Source organism: Constantimarinum furrinae, from assembly GCF_014295415.1.
GTDB lineage: Bacteria > Bacteroidota > Bacteroidia > Flavobacteriales > Flavobacteriaceae > Constantimarinum > Constantimarinum furrinae.
In genome coordinates this window covers 1,706,784-1,727,685 of sequence record NZ_CP052909.1, presented here as the reverse complement: position 1 = coordinate 1,727,685, position 20,902 = coordinate 1,706,784, and the positions used below count along the sequence as shown (strand labels likewise).

Here is a 20,902-nt window from a genome sequence, read left to right as displayed (position 1 = left end):
CTTGTATTGTTTAGATTATCTCTTTAAGGTAAAATGACCTCTGAACTCTTTGGTGGTGTCGTCTTCTTTGTATTCCACCAGGAACCAGTAATCACTCGACGGTAATGGATTCCCGTTATAGGTACCATCCCAGCCCTCGCCAAGGGGACTGATCTGCTTTAACAATTTTCCAAACCTGTCAAATATATAAATTTTTGCCGTAGGGTCACTATCGGCAATACCAATGATGTTCCACGTATCGTGATAGCCATCCTGATTGGGTGTGACAAACCTTGGATAATCAACGATCCCAACTTCAACGGTTACACTACCACACCCATTGGCATCCTTGATGGTCACCAGATGTGTCCCCGGTAATACCCCATCAAAGACATTCTCCACCTGAAAGACACCATCATCCAATTGATACACCCATTCACCCAAGCCTTGGGTCACATTCACCGTGATGGTATGACTCGATGAAAATGCCTCAGAGACCAATACCTCATATTCCAAAGGAGGCGAAGAAAGCACCACCGTGGTAACACCCTCTGTACTACATCCACTATCCAACTCGGTCACTATCACACTATAGGTACCCCCTTCTAGGGCCGTGATAAACGGATCACTCTGACCCAAGATGATCTCACCGTTGAAATACCACTCAAAACTGTAGAGCGAAGCATCAAGTCCCGTATCGATCACAGGAGGTGACAAAGCACCCTCTTCCTCTGGAATAGGATTCCCATTGGCATCCACACACAAACGATAACTCTCCTCCAGGGTAAGCTCGGGAAGCTGCTCCACCTTTAAGATCACCTGAGTGATCTCAAAACACTCCGTATCACTATTGTCAACACGGGCATAGATCACCTGGGGATTGATAACATTCACATAGGTGCCAGCCAAAGGATCTGTGGCCGTCTGAGCATTGGAGAGACTCTCATAGAAACTAAGCAAGTACACCGAAGGATCCTGACCCGCCAGGATCTCATCGATAAGCGCCTGAGATTCCACAGTGCTGCCATCTAAGGTAAACTCCCCGATGCCATCGTTATCTCCCAGATTATCACATATCTCATACGGTGCAGCAGGAGTATTGGCAACAGCACCCTCACGCTCCTCTATGTCAAAACTCTGGGTAGCAACATAACAACCCGTCTGACTGTTTAAGATCCCAACATAGATCGTCTGTGGATTCGTACTATTGGGATAGGCCGTAGTATTTTGTATCGGATTGAGCATCCCCTGGGCCTCAACCTGACTCTCATAGAAACTAACCACAAAAACTGAAGGATCCTGACCCCCTAAGATCTCAGGGATCTTACTGCTTAGATCAAACAAGGCCATACCATTGGAAGGAACCTCACAAATGATATAATCACTTATAACAACACTCGCATCAGGAAGCGGATTTACAATAAGCTCCAAGGTAACGATCTCAAAACAAGCCTCAGGGATCGTATTGTTGGTCACACGAATGTAGATCGTCTGTGGATTGCTTAAATTGCTGTACAGGGTAGGATCAACAATAGCATTGACCCCCGCAAAGGCATCATCATAACTCTCATGATAACTAACATCCCAGGTCTCACCATCTAAGATCTGTGCCTCAACAACCGTTAGATCGAACACCTCTACCCCATCACCCGGGTCATTCACATCACAAAGCGATAAGGCATCGGGAGCCTCGGGGTCCGGATTGGCACTCACGCGAAGCGTTAAGGTCGTAGTGGTATTGACACATCCCGTATTACCATCACTCACACGAACATACAAGGTCTGTGGATTGGTCAAATTCGTATAGGCCGTATCGGGATCGATAACATTCTCATCATTCTGAGCATCGGCCAACGTCTCATAGTATCGCACCCCAACACCCAAAGCACCACCGGTGATCTCATCGTTCTTTACCGTAAGATCAAATACCGAAATACCATCCCAGGGCTCACCAACATCATCACAAACACTCAAAGGCGTAGGCTGAGTCACCGCAGGACCCGAAGGGGTCTGCAACTCAAACTGACCGATCTTAAAACATCCCGAGGAATTATCCTCTAAACGAACATAGATCGTCTGTGGATTGCTCAAATTCGTATAGGACTGGGGACTGCCTATAAAGGGAGTACCCGCCTGAGCAGCTGCCAAACTCTCATGGTAGGTAAGACTATACAGGGAGGGATCCTGAGTGCCGTAAATATCTGCCGCACGCTGGGTGAGATCAAAAACCTCACTGCCATTGCCATCCACATCACAGAGGATAAGCGGATCCAAATTCAACGGAACAACAGGGGTAGGCAACACAATAAGATCCAACTCAACAACCCTAAAACAGCCCGTATTGTTGGGAGGGGGATTAGACACACCATACTCCGCACGCGCATACACCGTCTGCATACCTGCAACTATATTCTGATACGGACTACTCAAAGGAAAAATACCCAAATTCGCATCCGAAAGTGTCTCATGATAACTTAAAATAACACCCGGCTCACCCGCAATGATCTCAGCATCCTTACTCGTGAGATCGAACATCGCAAATCCATCATTGTTCACATCACAAACCTCCAAAGGAGTCGGCGTGACAGGAGAAGGCAAAGGATTCACAACCAGATCCAGAGTAAAGCCCTGACTCACCACACAACCCGTACCCCCACCAACAGCACGTATATAGATCGTCTGAGGCTGAGGAACCGTATTCACATAAGGACTATTGAGCGCATTAATACCCGCATCGGCATCCCCTTGCGTCTCATGATAGGTGATAACAATGGTAGGATCACCACCGGTGATCTCAAAGGTCTTACTCTCTAAATTAAAGGCCTCCATCTCATCCCCGGGATTGTTAACATCACAAAGCTCCAAAGGCGTAGGAGCAACAAGGGAAGGAGGTAAATTCACAATAAGTTCCACCGTCGTGAGACCCTGGCACCCATTAGCAATATCCTCAACAACAATATGAATCGTCTGAGGATTACTTATATTGGGATAGGCCGTGGTATTGACTATGGCAATGGTAAGGGCAGGATCCTCATAATAACTAATGGTATAATTGGCAGGATCCAAAGAACCTAACACCTCTGGCTCCACCTGAGTGAGATCGAAGATCTCAACACCATCTCCATCGTCATCACACAGCACCAAAGCAGCAGGATCATTGATCAAAGGACTGTCCTGTACGATCAAAAGCAAGGTCGTAGTACTGTAACAACCCGTAGCCAGATCCAGCAAACGAACATAAAGCGTCTGAGTAAAAGGATCCACGTTCGTATACGGACTACTTAAGGCATTGACCCCATTTTGTGCATCGGCCAACGTCTCATGATAACTCACCACCAAATTCCCCGATGGGTTCCCGTTGACAACATCCTCATCGGCATCCGTTAAGGTAAACTCACCAAAACCATCATTGTCATCATCACAATAGGTCAAAGGATCGGGCTCAAAGATCTCAGGAGCCATCAAAACGATCAACTCCATCTCAAAGGTCCCATAACAACCCGTCATATTATCCTCAACACGTACCCATATAAACTCACCACCAGCACTGGTATAAGGAATACCCAAAGGATTACTATCCCCCTGAGCATCACCCAAAGTAGGATGATAACTAACACTCAAATTCAAATTACCACCCACTATGGTAGCATTCTGACTGTTGAGATCAAAATCCTCTAAACCATCACCATCATTATCACACTGCTCAAACTCATCCACTTCAACAAACATCGGAATATCACCCAAAATCAACCCAAAACTACCCACAGTAACACAGCCCGCACTATTCTCAGCACGTACCCAGATAAGTTCACCACCACTTACATAATTGGTCGGATTCGCAATAGCATTAGTACCACCCAAAGCATCAGCCTGCGAGGTGTGATAGGTCAAAGTAACATTAACCAATATGTTCAAGATCTCTGAATCCTTACTCGTGAGATCAAAAACCTCAAATCCATCCTGATCATTGTCGCATATAAAATAATCACTAATGGGATCAGTAATCGAGGGAGCATCGTCGACAATTAAATCTAAATCAACAACATCAAAACAACCGGCCAATGTATGCTCAAGTCTAGCATAAACCGTTTGGAAGCCCATGGATGTATTCGCAAACATGGTCGGATCCGGGATAGGGTCTAAATTAATTTGAGCATTATTCTGGGTTGTAAAATAAGTTACAAAAGTATTTGGCTGTCCATTAATTATCTCGGCATCTTTTGTAGTAAGGTCAAAAACAGCAAAACCATCATTAGGGACTTCATCACATTGTTGCAATGGTGTAGGATCTTCTGCAACAGGAAGCGCATTAAAATTTACAAAAATTTCGTCTTCAACAAAACAAATTCCTTTAAATGCTTCAACTTTATAGGTCCCCGTATTCGTAACCGGTAATGTAGGGTTGTTTTGTCCCACGATAAGATTTCCGTTAAAAAACCATTCAAAGGTAAATAGCGGATCATCAATATTAGTGTCTAATATTTCAATGTATCCAACACAACTCTCTCGGTCCGGACCAAGATTAAGTGCTAATAAATTGAGATCTACTACCAGTTCGAATTCGTTATTCAATTCGTCGGTTTCATTTACGATTCCATTTCCGGTTCCATCATCATCCACAACAGCCTTAAGTGTAAAAATTACTGGGGTACCCGGTGGTATGTTTAAAACAATGGTCCCACTTTCAGAACCATTTATAGGGATATCTACTGTAGTTTGAGTTTGCCCGATCAAAACATTATCGGCATAAAATGCGATAGGAGTATCTACTGGTAACAATGCTGTACTATTGGTATTAAAGACAGTATAATCTACTTCTATAGTATTATTTTCGCATAGAACCCCGAGGTCGTCAATTGTGATCGTAGCATCCGGAAGTTCAGAATTCACACTGGTGATCACATTATTGATCATTACAAGATCCTGCCCTGAGGTTAAGTTAATTGTTATTTCTGTATCCCCGGGCATTACAACATTCTCAATATCATAGAAATCGAGATCCATATTGTACATGGTGTTACTTCCTGTATAACTATTAGTTCCATTAAATGCGTTATTGCCTGGATTTAAAGGCGGATTATCAATCAGGTTTCCATTGATGAGTAATGTTTCATTAACAGCTAGTCCCGCATCACCTTCCCAGGCAGTAAAACCGATCTTGGCAAGATCTTCACTGGCGATATCGATATTGGTTAAAACAATTTCTAGGCTAGGATTGGATGAGGATACCCCTTCAAGGCCGTCGAACAAGCTAATCTGATTTAAGGTAAGTGACAGATCTTCATAAATTACTGTAATAGCCCAGCCACCAAAGTTGGTTCCGGTACTGCAGTTTGTGTTGAGATTTAAATCAGATAAGGTATACATTCCATTACCGTTGGCTGCCACGATATTAGTAACATCTGCGTAAGCCGCAAAAAACGAATTTGTACCAAAATTATATGAAAATGTCCTTGAAGCTACTACTTCAGCTCCATTGAGTACAACCGATAAGTCTGAAGGCTCTGGTCCTGCCCAGTATAAATGTGCTGAAACAAGCGTTTGTGTAGGTAAGAGATTAAGGTTGGCGCTACTCGAGCTAAGAACAGTACATGCTCCCCCTCCATTTTCGGCTGTGTTTAGCGTATTTCCAAATGCCGTAAAATCGTATTGACCATTAAATTGTTGAAATAATGTGACAGGCTGCGCCAGAGCGCAATATGAAAGAATTAGAAAAACTAGAAGAGTAATTTTTTTCATAGACAGTTAGTATAATTGATCTAATTTAATTATTTTTTGCAAAAATAACTGCGTAATATATTGAATTTTAATCAAAAAGGCGAGGTAAAAAATCAATAAATGAGCCGTGTATCGCTTTCGTTTTTTACTTTTCCTGCATTAAGCAAAATACCCTGTGATTGGATCACAGGGTATTTTGTTTAATATACTTGTATTGTTTAGATTATCTCTTTAAGGTAAAATGACCTCTGAACTCTTTGGTGGTGTCGTCTTCTTTGTATTCCACCAAGAACCAGTAATCACTCGACGGTAATGGATTCCCGTTATAGGTACCATCCCAGCCCTCGCCAAGGGGACTGATCTGCTTTAACAATTTTCCAAACCTGTCAAATATATAAATTTTTGCCGTAGGGTCACTATCGGCAATACCAATGATGTTCCACGTATCGTGATAGCCATCCTGATTGGGTGTGACAAACCTTGGATAATCAACGATCCCAACTTCAACGGTTACACTACCACACCCATTGGCATCCTTGATGGTCACCAGATGTGTCCCCGGTAATACCCCATCAAAGACATTCTCCACCTGAAAGACACCATCATCCAATTGATACACCCATTCACCCAAGCCCTGGGTCACATTCACCGTAATGGTATGACTCGATGAGAATGCCTCAGAGACCAATACCTCATATTCCAAAGGAGGCGAAGAAAGCACCACCGTGGTAACACCCTCTGTACTACATCCACTATCCAACTCGGTCACTATCACACTATAGGTACCCCCTTCCAGGGCCGTGATAAACGGATCACTCTGACCCAAGATGATCTCACCGTTGAAATACCACTCAAAACTGTAGAGCGAAGCATCAAGTCCCGTATCGATCACAGGAGGTGACAAAGCACCCTCTTCCTCTGGAATAGGATTCCCATTGGCATCCACACACAAACGATAACTCTCCTCCAGGGTAAGCTCGGGAAGCTGCTCCACCTTTAAGATCACCTGAGTGATCTCAAAACACTCCGTATCACTATTGTCAACACGAGCATAGATCACCTGGGGATTGATAACATTCACATAAGTGCCAGCCAAAGGATCTGTGGCCGTCTGAGCATTGGAGAGACTCTCATAGAAACTAAGCAAGTACACCGAAGGATCCTGACCCGCCAGGATCTCATCGATAAGCGCCTGAGATTCCACAGTGCTGCCATCTAAGGTAAACTCCCCGATGCCATCGTTATCTCCCAGATTATCACATATCTCATACGGTGCAGCAGGAGTATTGGCAACAGCACCCTCACGCTCCTCTAGGTCAAAACTCTGGGTAGCAACATAACAACCCGTCTGACTGTTTAAGATCCCAACATAGATCGTCTGTGGATTCGTACTATTGGGATAGGCCGTAGTATTTTGTATCGGATTGAGCATCCCCTGGGCCTCAACCTGACTCTCATAGAAACTAACCACAAAAACTGAAGGATCCTGACCCCCTAAGATCTCAGGGATCTTACTGCTTAGATCAAACAAGGCCATACCATTGGAAGGAACCTCACAAATGATATAATCACTTATAACAACACTCGCATCAGGAAGCGGATTTACAATAAGCTCCAAGGTAACGATCTCAAAACAAGCCTCAGGGATCGTATTGTTGGTCACACGAATGTAGATCGTCTGTGGATTGCTTAAATTGCTGTACAGGGTAGGATCAACAATAGCATTGACCCCCGCAAAGGCATCATCATAACTCTCATGATAACTAACATCCCAGGTCTCACCATCTAAGATCTGTGCCTCAACAACCGTTAGATCGAACACCTCTACCCCATCACCCGGGTCATTCACATCACAAAGCGATAAGGCATCGGGAGCCTCGGGGTCCGGATTGGCACTCACGCGAAGCGTTAAGGTCGTAGTGGTATTGACACATCCCGTATTACCATCACTCACACGAACATACAAGGTCTGTGGATTGGTCAAATTCGTATAGGCCGTATCGGGATCGATAACATTCTCATCATTCTGAGCATCGGCCAACGTCTCATAGTATCGCACCCCAACACCCAAAGCACCACCGGTGATCTCATCGTTCTTTACCGTAAGATCAAATACCGAAATACCATCCCAGGGCTCACCAACATCATCACAAACACTCAAAGGCGTAGGCTGAGTCACCGCAGGACCCGAAGGGGTCTGCAACTCAAACTGACCGATCTTAAAACATCCCGAGGAATTATCCTCTAAACGAACATAGATCGTCTGTGGATTGCTCAAATTCGTATAGGACTGGGGACTGCCTATAAAGGGAGTACCCGCCTGAGCAGCTGCCAAACTCTCATGGTAGGTAAGACTATACAGGGAGGGATCCTGAGTGCCGTAAATATCTGCCGCACGCTGGGTGAGATCAAAAACCTCACTGCCATTGCCATCCACATCACAGAGGATAAGCGGATCCAAATTCAACGGAACAACAGGGGTAGGCAACACAATAAGATCCAACTCAACAACCCTAAAACAGCCCGTATTGTTGGGAGGGGGATTAGACACACCATACTCCGCACGCGCATACACCGTCTGCATACCTGCAACTATATTCTGATACGGACTACTCAAAGGAAAAATACCCAAATTCGCATCCGAAAGTGTCTCATGATAACTTAAAATAACACCCGGCTCACCCGCAATGATCTCAGCATCCTTACTCGTGAGATCGAACATCGCAAATCCATCATTGTTCACATCACAAACCTCCAAAGGAGTCGGCGTGACAGGAGAAGGCAAAGGATTCACAACCAGATCCAGAGTAAAGCCCTGACTCACCACACAACCCGTACCCCCACCAACAGCACGTATATAGATCGTCTGAGGCTGAGGAACCGTATTCACATAAGGACTATTGAGCGCATTAATACCCGCATCGGCATCCCCTTGCGTCTCATGATAGGTGATAACAATGGTAGGATCACCACCGGTGATCTCAAAGGTCTTACTCTCTAAATTAAAGGCCTCCATCTCATCCCCGGGATTGTTAACATCACAAAGCTCCAAAGGCGTAGGAGCAACAAGGGAAGGAGGCAAATTCACAATAAGTTCCACCGTCGTGAGACCCTGGCACCCATTGGCAATATCCTCAACAACAATATGAATCGTCTGAGGATTACTTATATTGGGATAGGCCGTGGTATTGACTATGGCAATGGTAAGGGCTGGATCCTCATAATAACTAATGGTATAATTGGCAGGATCCAAAGAACCTAACACCTCTGGCTCCACCTGGGTGAGATCGAAGATCTCAACACCATCTCCATCGTCATCACACAGCACCAAAGCAGCAGGATCATTGATCAAAGGACTGTCCTGTACGATCAAAAGCAAGGTCGTAGTACTGTAACAACCCGTAGCCAGATCCAGCAAACGAACATAAAGCGTCTGAGTAAAAGGATCCACGTTCGTATACGGACTACTTAAGGCATTGACCCCATTTTGTGCATCGGCCAACGTCTCATGATAACTCACCACCAAATTCCCCGATGGATTCCCGTTGACAACATCCTCATCGGCATCCGTTAAGGTAAACTCACCAAAACCATCATTGTCATCATCACAATAGGTCAAAGGATCGGGCTCAAAGATCTCAGGAGCCATCAAAACGATCAACTCCATCTCAAAGGTCCCATAACAACCCGTCATATTATCCTCAACACGTACCCATATAAACTCACCACCAGCACTGGTATAAGGAATACCCAAAGGATTACTATCCCCCTGAGCATCACCCAAAGTAGGATGATAACTAACACTCAAATTCAAATTACCACCCACTATGGTAGCATTCTGACTGTTGAGATCAAAATCCTCTAAACCATCACTATCATTATCACACTGCTCAAACTCATCCACTTCAACAAACATCGGAATATCACCCAAAATCAACCCAAAACTACCCACAGTAACACAGCCCGCACTATTCTCAGCACGTACCCAGATAAGTTCACCACCACTTACATAATTGGTCGGATTCGCAATAGCATTAGTACCACCCAAAGCATCAGCCTGTGAGGTGTGATAGGTCAAAGTAACATTAACCAATATGTTCAAGATCTCTGAATCCTTACTCGTGAGATCAAAAACCTCAAATCCATCCTGATCATTGTCGCATATAAAATAATCACTAATGGGATCAGTAATCGAGGGAGCATCGTCGACTTGAAGTACCAATGAGGTAATACTAAAACAGTCCGGGTTATTTACATTCTCTACTCTGGCGTATATTGTTTGAAAATTTGGAACAGTATTAGTCCAGGCAGTAGGGGTTGGAATAGGATCCAATCCGGCCTGAGCTGCGCCCAAAGTGATATAGTAGAATACCACAGCATTAGGATTACCTCCGGTTATTTGATTGTCTCTTATAGTAAGATCAAATTCGGCAAGACCATCGTTAGGTGCTTCATCACAAAGAACTATAGGGCTAGGCTGATTAGCCGTCGGTGTTTCAAATATATCGACCACGAAACTATCCGTCCCATAGCAAGTGGGCGTATCATTATTTTCAACTCTTACAAAGATCGTTTCCTGAGGAGCAGTCGCGGTATATGGATTGGGATGGGCATTTATTCCGGCATCGGCCTCCGCCTGCGATGCGTGATAGGTAACCGTAAAAGCATCGGGACTTTGTGCTCCAAGAGCTTCGGCGTCCTTTAAGGCAACAAGATCCAGACTTGTGGTGCCACTCCCGTCATCACAAGCAATAATATCGGTCATAGGTCCTGCAGTTGCAGACGAAAATTCAATAGTAAAGGAATCGGTTTCAAAACATGTCCCTGTCTGATCGGCTATTCGAAGATAAATCGTTTCCAGCGGAGGAGTTGCTATCGGATAAGCGTTAGCCGGATTAATAGGATTACTTCCTGCAAAAGCATCATCGGGAGTATTGTGATACGTAACATTAAATTCGGCCGGATCCTGCGCACCGAGGACAACGGCATCATTCACGGTAAGATCAAATACTCCTGTATTTATACCGTCATCACACTGTACTAGATTATTAGGAGGACTTGCAATAACCGGAGTAGGTAGAATTACTACCTGGAATTCCCGAATTTGAGGTGTCCCGGAAGCAAATGTTATGGTTACCCTATAGTCACCGGCTCCCGTCACATTGATTACTGGAAAATCACCATTAAAAATTGTGACAAACCCGGTTCCATCATCATATTCCCACAGGTAATTAGTCGCATCTAATTCGCTGGCGTCTAAGGTAAAAGTTTCACCCTCACACCCAGTCTGAGTAGTTAAAATGGAACAATCTGTAGATCCTGCACCCGGCTGACCGGCATTTGTCTGCTCGAGCTTGATAAAGCCCGCGCTTTGATTATAATTTGTAATTACAAGAACATAGATTTGTCCGGATACTGCCCCGGGGATGGTAAAATTCTCTACAGGAGCGGGAGAAAAACTACATGCGATCTCGTTAAAAGATTGAAGTTGCGTATAATCACAAAGGTTGTCACCCTGATTAAAGGGTCCCCAACAGATGAAATCGACATCCAATCCTGTCCCGGTTGGATTACCGTTAATATCGAAGGAGGTATTCTGAACAATTTGAAAATTTAAATTTCCGGATTGATCAACCTGCAAATAAAACCATGCCGGATAGGGTTGTGTTCCAAGACAGCCATAATCGGGACCGGGCTCTGCAGTAGCATTACAACTCGGATCTGTATTATTACAATTCGCAAAAATTAATGACTGATCTCCAGCGCAAAATGGCTCTATTACCGAACAGGTTCCTCCTTGAGAGAATACGTTTATACTCAAAAATAAGAACGCAAAAAACGCTAAGAATGTCGTGGGGTACATCTTTTTCATATTCAATTTTCTATAATCGCGGAAAATTAAGAAAATTTTATGAAATTGTTAGGGTTTCAATTCTTAAAAATAGTAAGATTCAATTTTTTATAGCATAGCTTGAATGCGTATCTTTGCACCTTGTATTTTACATACGTAACTTTATTTTTATGGATTTGGAAAAGCAGCTGAAAGATATAGAGTCATTTGGAAACGACCACGTTGGAACTTCTACCGACACTCCGTTGCGCCCTGATGCTTTTGAGCTAAGCGACATCGAAAAAATTGCCAAAATAAAAAAAGATGTTCAAAATATAATGGTTACTCTCGGTCTGGACTTGAATGACGATAGTCTTAAAGGTACGCCCTCCCGTGTAGCAAAAATGTTTGTACAGGAGCTTTTTGGTGGATTACATCCCGATAGAAAGCCTAAGGCCTCTACTTTTGAAAATAAATATAAATACGGAGAAATGCTGGTTGAAAAGAACATCACGCTATATTCTACCTGCGAGCATCACCTGCTACCAATAGTTGGGAAGGCACATATCGCTTATATTTCTAACGGAACGGTTGTTGGGCTATCAAAAATGAACCGAATTGTCGATTATTTTGCGAAACGACCTCAGGTGCAAGAGCGGCTAACCATGCAAATCGTAAAAGAATTACAACAGGTATTGAACACCGACGATGTAGCTTGTGTGATCGATGCCAAACACCTATGCGTTAATTCGAGAGGAATCCGGGATATCGACAGCAGTACGGTAACCAGCGAATTTGGCGGTGTCTTTAAAAACGCAGAAGTTCGCCGGGATTTTTTAGATTATATTCAGCTAAATACTGAATTTTAACAAGTCATACCTTCAGAAGTACATAATGAAACGTTACGAGAAACAGCAGCTTTATATACACAATTCCCTTACCAAATCTAAAGAGCTCTTCACGCCTATTCACGAAGGCGCAATAGGATTGTATGTCTGTGGACCTACGGTTTACAGTAATGTACATATGGGAAATTGCCGCACGTTTCTTTCTTTTGATCTCGTATACCGCTATCTTACTCACCTTGGATATAAAGTTCGTTATGTACGCAATATTACCGATGCAGGGCACCTTGAGAATGATGGAGAAAGTGGCGAAGATCCTATCTTAAAAAAAGCACGAATCGAACAACTGGAACCTATGGAAGTGGTTCAGAAATACACCGTTGACTTCCATACGATCATGGCAAAATTCAATGCGTTGCCACCCAGTATAGAACCTACGGCCACTGGCCATATTTTCGAACAAATAAGAATCGTGGAAAAGATCATGGCCGAAGGTTACGCCTATGAAAAGAACGGTTCGGTATATTTCGATGTCATGAAGTTCAATGAAGATAATGCCTACGGAAAATTAAGTGGAAGACAGCTCGAAGACATGGTGACTAATACGCGCGAACTAGCAGCTCAAAGCGAAAAGAAAAATCCGCAGGATTTTGCACTTTGGAAGAAAGCAGAACCGCAACATATTATGCGCTGGCCATCTCCCTGGAGTGATGGATTTCCCGGTTGGCATCTCGAATGTACTGCCATGAGCACTAAATACTTGGGGGATCAATTCGATATTCACGGAGGCGGCATGGACCTTAAGTTTCCGCATCACGAATGTGAGATCGCTCAGGCCGAAGCAAGTACAAAAAAATCACCGGTCAACTATTGGATGCATACCAATATGCTTACTTTAAACGGTAAAAAAATGGCGAAATCAACCGGGAATAATATTTTACCTTCAGAATTGTTCACCGGAGACAACGATATACTGAGTAAGGCTTTTTCACCTGCTGTAGCTAAATTTTTTATGTATCAAGCGCATTACGGAAGTATTCTAGATTTTTCGAATGACGCTTTGCTGGCTTCAGAAAAAGGATTTAATCGCTTAATGGATGCCTTCCGAAGTATTGAAAGTTTAGATACTTCCGAAGAAAGCAGCATGAACATAGCCCAATGGAAGCAATCTTGCTATGATGCCATGAACGATGATTTTAACAGTCCTATCCTCATCGCGCAATTATTTGAAGGTGCTACCTTTATAAATTCGGTCAAGCACGGCTCCGGAAGTATTACTGTAGAAGACCTCAAATTACTTAAACAAACGATGTCGGATTTTATTTTTGATGTACTCGGACTCGTTGATGTAGCGTCCGAAAACAACGGAAGCGGAGAAAAACTGGAAGGGGCGATCGATTTACTTATTCAACTTAGAAACGATGCCAGAGCCAATAAGGATTTTGCAACAAGTGATAAAATACGGGATTCTTTGCTGGAAGTGGGTATTCAATTAAAGGACGGAAAAGACGGGACTACCTACTCGCTCAACTAAGATGAAAAAGGTACTCACATATCCTTTTATTATTTTGGTAAGAGGGTATCAGGTTCTAATTTCTCCGCTCACACCATCAACTTGCAGATATACCCCTACTTGTTCACATTATACCATAGAAGCACTTAAAATTCACGGTCTTTTCAAAGGCGGGTGGCTTGCGTTAAAACGAATTGGCAGCTGTCAGCCCTGGGGTGGCTCCGGCTATGATCCGGTACCCGGTTCTGAAGAAGAAATCTAATCTATAAATCAAAAAATACAGATTCGTTTTTTAGTATATTTACCCTTCTTAAAATAAAACTATGCACTATTTAAGTTTCGTTTGGGATCCTGCAGAAGGGATCGATCTGGGTTTTTTTATGATCAGATATTACAGTTTAATGTTCGTTATAGCATTTACACTGGGTTGGTTTATCACCAAACGAATCTATAAGAATGAAGGAGAATCACAGGAAAAGCTCGACAGTCTTTTTATCTATATGGTCATTGCCACCTTATTGGGGGCACGACTAGGTCATGTGATCTTCTATCAGCCCGAATTAATCACTGAGGACCCATTGTCCATCTTACTTCCCATACGAACAGTACCCGAATTTGAATTTACCGGATTTCAGGGGCTTGCAAGTCACGGTGCTGCTATTTCCATTATTATCGCCATGTTTATTTATGCGAAACGGGTGATCAAAAAACCGGTTTTATGGGTTCTGGATCGCATCGTTATTGCAGTAACCTGTGGGGGAATTTTTATCAGATTAGGGAATTTTATTAATTCTGAAATTATCGGGAAACCTACCGGCAGTGATTATGGAGTTATTTTTGCCCAACTTAATGAAACCTTTCCAAGACATCCTGCGCAGTTATACGAATCGGCGGGGTGTGTCATTCTGTTTATCTTACTTTATTATATCTACTGGAAAACTGAAAAAAGTAAACAACTAGGCTTTATTTTTGGGGTATTCCTTGTTATACTCTGGTCTATCCGTTTCTTTGTCGAATTTGTTAAGGAAGCACAGGTGGTAGGCAGAGAGGATTGGTACCTCAATACCGGACAGTTATTAAGTATTCCACTGGTATTGGCAGGTTTTTACTTTATTTGGCGATCTTATAACAATCGATACGAAGCATGAAAAGAATTTGGATACCGCTGGTTTTAGCAGCATTTATAGGCCTTTCTGAAGGCTGCAAAGAAAAAACACAATCGCAATCGCTTACAAAGGAAGTTACGTTTACTAAGGAAGGTGAACTGGTCCTTATAAAAAATGAAAACGACTCTATAGTCGCGAATCTTGAAATAGAAATCGCCGATGATGACTATCAGACACGTACCGGATTGATGTACCGGAAATCCATGGATAATGATAAGGGGATGCTCTTTATTTTTGATGAGGAAGTGAAACGGGGCTTTTATATGAAAAATACCGAATTCGCTTTAGATATCATTTATATTAACAGTGATAAAAAGATCGTGAATATTGCGAAGAATGCGGTTCCCTTTAATACCACGACTATTCCTTCGGAAGGTCCTGCAAAATACGTACTGGAGGTCAATGCCGGTTTAAGTGATAAATGGGGTATCAAAAAAGGTGATCTCGTAGATTGGACCAGACAATAATGTAAATTAAAACTATTAGAAACAAAAAAAGTCCGCTGCAAATGCAGCGGACTTTTTTGTTGATTTCAATACGAAACCAATTATTTCTTCTCTTCTTCAGACTCCTCCTCTTTAGACTTATCGGTGAGATCAATTCCACGCTTTTTCACAGTATCAAAGAATACCGGCGTTGCGATGAACAACGAAGAATACGTACCTACTACCACACCCACGATCAAGGCAAAAATCAATCCGCGAATTGATTCGGCTCCCAAAATAAAGATGGTTAATAATACGATAAGTGTGGTGATAGAGGTATTTAAAGTTCTACTCAATGTGCTGTTTAATGCACTGTTGATGATTCGATTCATCTTCCAACCGGAATGTTCGTTAAAGAATTCACGAATACGGTCAAATACTACCACCGTGTCGTTTAGCGAGTATCCGATCACCGTTAGGATCGCCGCAATAAAGGACTGATCGATCTCCATATTAAACGGCATGAACTTATAGGTAAGGGAGAATATCCCTAATACGATCAACACATCATGGAACACCGCTGCAACAGCACCTAAACTAAATTGCCATCTTCTAAAACGCAAAAGTATATAAAGGAATACCACAATAAGAGATCCAAGTACTGCCCAGAAGGAAGATTTCTTGATATCATCTGCAATTGTAGGGCTTACCTTATAATATTCCATTCTACCTATAGTCTTTCCTTCATCATCACCTTTAAAGTCTTCGAAGGTCATGGTAGCAGGTAAGTTGGGTTTTAACCCTTCATAAAGCATTTGCTCGATCTCATTATCCACTTCAGTTCCGGAATCATCTACCTTATATTTAGTAGTAATTTTTAACTGATTATCACCACCATAGGTCTTGGCTTCAGCCGAACCAAATACAGCGATCATATCATTCTGAATATCGGTAGCATTCACATCCTTATCAAAACGCACCGTGTACGTTCTACCTCCAACAAAATCCACCCCCTGGTTAAGGCCGTTGGTAAACAATGACCCCAAACTTAGACAGAGCAATATCCCTGAAATGATATAGGCCACTTTACGCTTTCCGAGGAAATTGATATTAACGTTCTTAAAGAGGTTCTTCGTGATAGATGTCGAACAGGTTAAAGGTTTTCCGTTTTTCGTATATCCGTCAATAAACAATCTTGTGATAAAGATCGCGGTAAACAACGAAGTAAGAATACCTATCAGTAAAGTAGTCGCAAATCCTTTAATAGGTCCTGTACCAAATACCAATAGAATAAGACCGGTAAGTCCTGTTGTGATGTTCGCATCAAGAATCGAAGAAAGGGCATTGTTGAAACCATCCTTAATTGCATCTTTTTGTGCTTTCCCCTTTGCGAGTTCTTCCCGTATCCTTTCAAAGATAAGTACGTTCGCATCTACCGAGATACCAATGGTCAAGACAATACCGGCGATACCAGGTAAGGTTAGCACCGCACCAAGTCCGGCTAAGATCCCGAAGATAAAAAGGATGTTCACTACCAAGGCAACATCGGCAAAAACACCTGCCTTTCCGTAGTAAAATATCATCCACAACAATACGAATCCAAGTGCAATAAGGAACGAAAGTATTCCGCTATCGATAGCTTCCTGACCTAAAGTTGGTCCCACAACCTCAGCCTGAATGATCTCCGCTCTCGCAGGCAACTTACCCGCTCTAAGAACATTCGCGAGATCCTGACCTTCGGTAATACTGAAGTCTCCTGTAATCGAACTACGTCCTCCGGCAATTGGCCCTGAAGTTACTCCCGGAGCCGAATAAACGATATCATCGAGTACGATGGCAATCTGACTTTGATTGGTATATGCTTTACCGGTCATCTCTTCCCAGATCTTAGCACCCTTACCGTTCATTTGCATATCTACCGATACCCGACTTGCCTGGTCGTAAGACTGAGCGGCGTCGGTAACTACCCCACCACTTAAAGGGGGTTCGTTCTCTCTGTTCCCCTGAAGGGCATATAATTCAACAACTTCTAAAGTACCGTTGTTAGCTGTTTCGATCGTGCTGGGTAATCCCCAAACAAACTTTGCATAACGAAGCTCTGCCGGCAACAGTTGACGAACCTGAGGCATCGCAAGATATTCTTTTACTTTATTTACATCCTTGCTTTCTACGGTCGCGATTACCGGATATCCGGGAGTTCCAAACGATATTCTAGAAAGTAGCGGATTTGCCTTTGAAGGGTCTGCAGAAGCATCATCCTGGTCGGCTTCATCAACAAGGAGCTCTGTAATATCGTCATCTTCAACCTTAGTAGTATCGGTGACTGAAGAGTCGGTTTCCGGTTTTGCCAGTTCCTTAATCTTGGCATCTGCTTCAATAAAGAAATTCTGAAACTGATCTGCTTTAAAAACTTCCCAGAATTCCAATTGTGCCGTTTGCACTAAAAGATCCTTGGTTCTTTCAATATCTTTTGCTCCGGGTAGTTCCACGAGAATTCTCCCCGAATTTCCTAAACGCTGGATGTTAGGTTGTGTAACACCAAATTTATCGATACGTTTTCTCAATACTTCAAAAGCCGAGGCGATAGACTCATCCAATTTTCTTTCGATAACACTCTTTACTTCTTCATTACTCATAGAAGCATTGATCTCATCTTCCAGATTTTTGTTAAAGAAAATATCGGGTGATGCCAAAGAGTTGTCTCCCGGTATGGCTTCGAATGCTCTGAAAAAAGATTCAAGATAAGTTTCCTGTGATTGCTTCTGAAGTTCAACCGCGTTGGCGAGTGCCTGATTGAAAGCAGGGTCCTTGGAGTTGTTGGCCAGTCCGCGGAGAATATCCTGCACTGAAACCTGAAGAATTACGTTGATCCCTCCTTTAAGGTCCAACCCTTTATTAAGTTGCTTGTCTACAGCAGTTTTATAATCGATCCCCATAAAAACCTCTTCGGTTGCCATGGAATCCAGGTACTTAACCTCGGCAAGCGAACGTTCGTCCGGTTCATTTTCAGAAAACATGCTTCTTGCGTATTCTTTGGCATCATCTTCAACCTGATTGGCGATATAGGTAAACGATAATTGGTATAAACTTACCAGACCAAATAATATCGCAAAAACTGTTATAAGTCCTTTATTTTGCATTCTATGGGTATTTAGATAGTTTTAAAAACGTGCAAATATAGTTTTTCAAAAAGGAAATGACAATTATTTTCTTTTTAAATGTGAACAAAAAAAGACCGCAAATTGCGGTCTTCCATATAAATAACAAAAGGCAGGAAAATTCGCTGCCACCGTATGATTACAATTCAAGCAATTCGTTGGTTGCACTTACGCCATCGGCACTTTCGCTCATATGATTCTTTTCGGCATCGGTCAAGTCTATTTCGACCACTTTTTCAATTCCGTCACGTCCAAGAACTACAGGAACTCCTATACATATATCTGAAAGTCCGTATTCTCCCTCTAAAAAGGTGGAACAGGGGTATATTTTTTTCTGATCGCAAGCAATAGCCTGTACTAATCCCGAAACAGCTGCTCCGGGAGCATACCAAGCCGAAGTTCCCAATAATTTAGTAAGTGTAGCTCCACCAACTTTAGTATCTTCCTTAACCTGTTCAAGGCGCTCTTCAGAAATAAACGCAGTAACCGGAACGCTGTTACGGGTTGCAAGTCGAGTTAAAGGAACCATTCCTTTATCACTATGACCTCCAATCACCATTCCGTCTACATCACTGATAGGCGCGCCTAATGCTTCAGCCAAGCGATATTTGAAACGTGCACTGTCTAGCGCTCCACCCATACCAATGATACGGTTCTTTGGAAGTCCGGTGGTTTTATGAACCAGGTAAGTCATTGTATCCATAGGGTTGCTCACAACGATAAGAATCGTATTTGGTGAATGCTCAACCAAAGAGGAAGAAACCGATTTTACGATTCCTGCATTGATCCCGATCAGTTCCTCACGAGTCATTCCCGGTTTACGTGGAATTCCGCTGGTGATCACACAAATATCACTTCCTGCAGTCTTCGAATAATCGCCTGTAGTACCGGTAATTTTGGTGTCAAATCCGTTTAAAGAAGCCGTCTGCATTAGATCCATCGCTTTCCCTTCGGCATATCCTTCCTTGATATCCAGAAGCACTACTTCACTTGCAAAATCCTTAATGGCGATGTACTCTGCGCAACTCGCGCCTACCGCACCTGCGCCAACAACTGTTACTTTCATTTTCTATATTTTATATTAGTATTTCGGTTAATTCTTTCAGAAAAGATTGCTTTTCAAAAACTGAGTGCAAAAGTACAATTTACAGACGTAATTGTTAAACAATTAGCACATTAAATTCCGAAGTGCATTCCAACCGAAACATTATTGTATTCGGCAATATTGTAATCGGCATGAAGGCCGAAAAAACCTAACTGTAATTTTGCGCCCAAGGTAGCCCGTATGCCTGAAATTTTATTAGTTACCGAAAAAGGATCGGTAAATTCGTTGGTAGTTTCAAAGAATGGAACCCCTGCCCGAACCCTGTAGGTTCCTAATACGTCAAAATCTGATGTACCGGTAACATATCCCAATCCGCCGTACACATTAAAAACAGGCATTGTTGTAGATCCTTGCAATTGAAACAACCAGCTGTTTATACTCACATCAAACTGCTGATTATCCCCATCGATGACTTCATCATCAGTAAAATCGTAATTACCCGAAACGTTGGTATAGCCCACAAATCCGGAAATAGCCACGGGAAATGCACTTTCGGCAGGGAACCATTGACTTATTTCATGTTGTAATCCGAAGCCCACTAATCCGGTTTTTACGTCTTCCCGGTCTATCTTCGGAAAATACCTGACTTTCACTTCAGTAGCCTTTAAAACACCCAGTCGGGCCTGAAGAAAGGCAGTGGGCAATACATTAACATTGACCGATGCTAGTCCCTGCGGAAGCAAAAATTCCACTTCTTCAGTAAAAACCCCGGAAAAATCCTGAACCTCGGCAAATACGAGAATGTCGGGGTCATTTTCACCAAAGGCGGTTGCAACCTCTTTGGAGGTACTTCCATCACGAAATTTCAGATTGTTATAATCGGCAGTATTAAGGGTAAATGTTTTGTGTTCGTCCTTTACGAAGGTCGCATTCCCGATCACAGAGATCTCGAATTTAAGCGGTTTTTTCACTTCGGCAGAGTTGATCCAGCCGTTGGAAGTATTGTAGATCATCCCTTCGGTAGCGGGAGAAATATAGCCTGCGGTAAAGCGCTGCGCGTCTTCAATACCTGCAGCGAGCAGATCTTCCAGATTCTCCTGAGCACTTAAGGAAGTTATAGAAACAAAGCATAGGGTAAACATTATATTTTTCATAGCCATTATTTTTGTACAAAATAAAAAACCCGCAACGTTTGTTGCGGGTCTTTAATGAAAGTTTAACGC

10 protein-coding genes are annotated in these 20,902 nt (G+C 42.8%); 5 read left to right on the top strand and 5 right to left on the bottom strand.

Annotation, left to right across the window (positions count from 1 at the left end; genetic code table 11):
* Window positions 1–15 precede the first annotated feature (15 nt).
* Window positions 16–5,718: a T9SS type B sorting domain-containing protein gene (locus ALE3EI_RS07875; RefSeq protein WP_186987739.1), complete on the bottom strand. Its 5,703-nt coding sequence runs from the start codon at window positions 5,716–5,718 to the stop codon at window positions 16–18.
* 202 nt (window positions 5,719–5,920) lie between these two features.
* Window positions 5,921–11,569, bottom strand: a complete 5,649-nt coding sequence (locus ALE3EI_RS07870; RefSeq protein ID WP_186987738.1) for a T9SS type B sorting domain-containing protein — start codon at window positions 11,567–11,569, stop codon at window positions 5,921–5,923.
* Between the two features lie 149 nt (window positions 11,570–11,718).
* On the opposite strand from ALE3EI_RS07870, the gene folE reads away from it, so the two are divergent.
* The 5 genes from folE (at window position 11,719) to ALE3EI_RS07845 (ending at window position 15,518) form a co-directional block, all read left to right on the top strand.
* The gene (folE, locus tag ALE3EI_RS07865; protein ID WP_186987737.1) at window positions 11,719–12,396 is read left to right on the top strand and encodes a GTP cyclohydrolase I FolE; all 678 of its coding nucleotides are present in this window, start codon (window positions 11,719–11,721) and stop codon (window positions 12,394–12,396) included.
* 25 nt (window positions 12,397–12,421) lie between these two features.
* Entirely contained in the window at window positions 12,422–13,906 is a 1,485-nt protein-coding gene (gene cysS / locus ALE3EI_RS07860) for a cysteine--tRNA ligase (protein WP_186987736.1), read from the top strand.
* Between the two features lies 1 nt (window position 13,907).
* Window positions 13,908–14,147, top strand: a complete 240-nt coding sequence (yidD, locus tag ALE3EI_RS07855) for a membrane protein insertion efficiency factor YidD (protein WP_186987735.1) — start codon at window positions 13,908–13,910, stop codon at window positions 14,145–14,147.
* Window positions 14,148–14,208: 61 nt separating this feature from the next.
* Window positions 14,209–15,033 (top strand): prolipoprotein diacylglyceryl transferase, encoded by an 825-nt coding sequence (lgt, locus tag ALE3EI_RS07850; protein WP_186987734.1) that lies wholly within the window; start codon window positions 14,209–14,211, stop codon window positions 15,031–15,033.
* Window positions 15,030–15,518 (top strand): DUF192 domain-containing protein, encoded by a 489-nt coding sequence (locus ALE3EI_RS07845; RefSeq protein WP_186987733.1) that lies wholly within the window; start codon window positions 15,030–15,032, stop codon window positions 15,516–15,518. Before lgt ends, ALE3EI_RS07845 begins: the two co-directional genes overlap by 4 nt.
* Before the next feature lie 80 nt (window positions 15,519–15,598).
* Here the strand turns inward: ALE3EI_RS07845 and secDF are convergent, their stop codons facing one another.
* From secDF to ALE3EI_RS07830, 3 genes are all read right to left on the bottom strand, one after another.
* On the bottom strand, window positions 15,599–18,616 hold the full coding sequence (gene secDF / locus ALE3EI_RS07840; protein WP_186987732.1) for a protein translocase subunit SecDF: 3,018 nt from the start codon (window positions 18,614–18,616) through the stop codon (window positions 15,599–15,601).
* A gap of 157 nt (window positions 18,617–18,773) precedes the next feature.
* Window positions 18,774–19,700, bottom strand: a complete 927-nt coding sequence (gene mdh / locus ALE3EI_RS07835; RefSeq protein WP_186987731.1) for a malate dehydrogenase — start codon at window positions 19,698–19,700, stop codon at window positions 18,774–18,776.
* 110 nt (window positions 19,701–19,810) lie between these two features.
* Entirely contained in the window at window positions 19,811–20,833 is a 1,023-nt protein-coding gene (locus tag ALE3EI_RS07830; RefSeq protein WP_186987730.1) for a DUF6588 family protein, read from the bottom strand.
* Window positions 20,834–20,902: the final 69 nt, after the last annotated feature.

Excerpts from the sequence above, each read along its gene's own strand:
- ALE3EI_RS07875 (WP_186987739.1), bottom strand. The coding sequence starts at position 5,718 with ATGAAAAAAATTACTCTTCTAGTTTTTCTAATTCTTTCATATTGCGCT.
- ALE3EI_RS07870 (WP_186987738.1), bottom strand. The coding sequence starts at position 11,569 with ATGAAAAAGATGTACCCCACGACATTCTTAGCGTTTTTTGCGTTCTTA.
- folE (WP_186987737.1), top strand. The coding sequence starts at position 11,719 with ATGGATTTGGAAAAGCAGCTGAAAGATATAGAGTCATTTGGAAACGAC.
- cysS (WP_186987736.1), top strand. The coding sequence starts at position 12,422 with ATGAAACGTTACGAGAAACAGCAGCTTTATATACACAATTCCCTTACC.
- yidD (WP_186987735.1), top strand. The coding sequence starts at position 13,908 with ATGAAAAAGGTACTCACATATCCTTTTATTATTTTGGTAAGAGGGTAT.
- lgt (WP_186987734.1), top strand. The coding sequence starts at position 14,209 with ATGCACTATTTAAGTTTCGTTTGGGATCCTGCAGAAGGGATCGATCTG.
- ALE3EI_RS07845 (WP_186987733.1), top strand. The coding sequence starts at position 15,030 with ATGAAAAGAATTTGGATACCGCTGGTTTTAGCAGCATTTATAGGCCTT.
- secDF (WP_186987732.1), bottom strand. The coding sequence starts at position 18,616 with ATGCAAAATAAAGGACTTATAACAGTTTTTGCGATATTATTTGGTCTG.
- mdh (WP_186987731.1), bottom strand. The coding sequence starts at position 19,700 with ATGAAAGTAACAGTTGTTGGCGCAGGTGCGGTAGGCGCGAGTTGCGCA.
- ALE3EI_RS07830 (WP_186987730.1), bottom strand. The coding sequence starts at position 20,833 with ATGAAAAATATAATGTTTACCCTATGCTTTGTTTCTATAACTTCCTTA.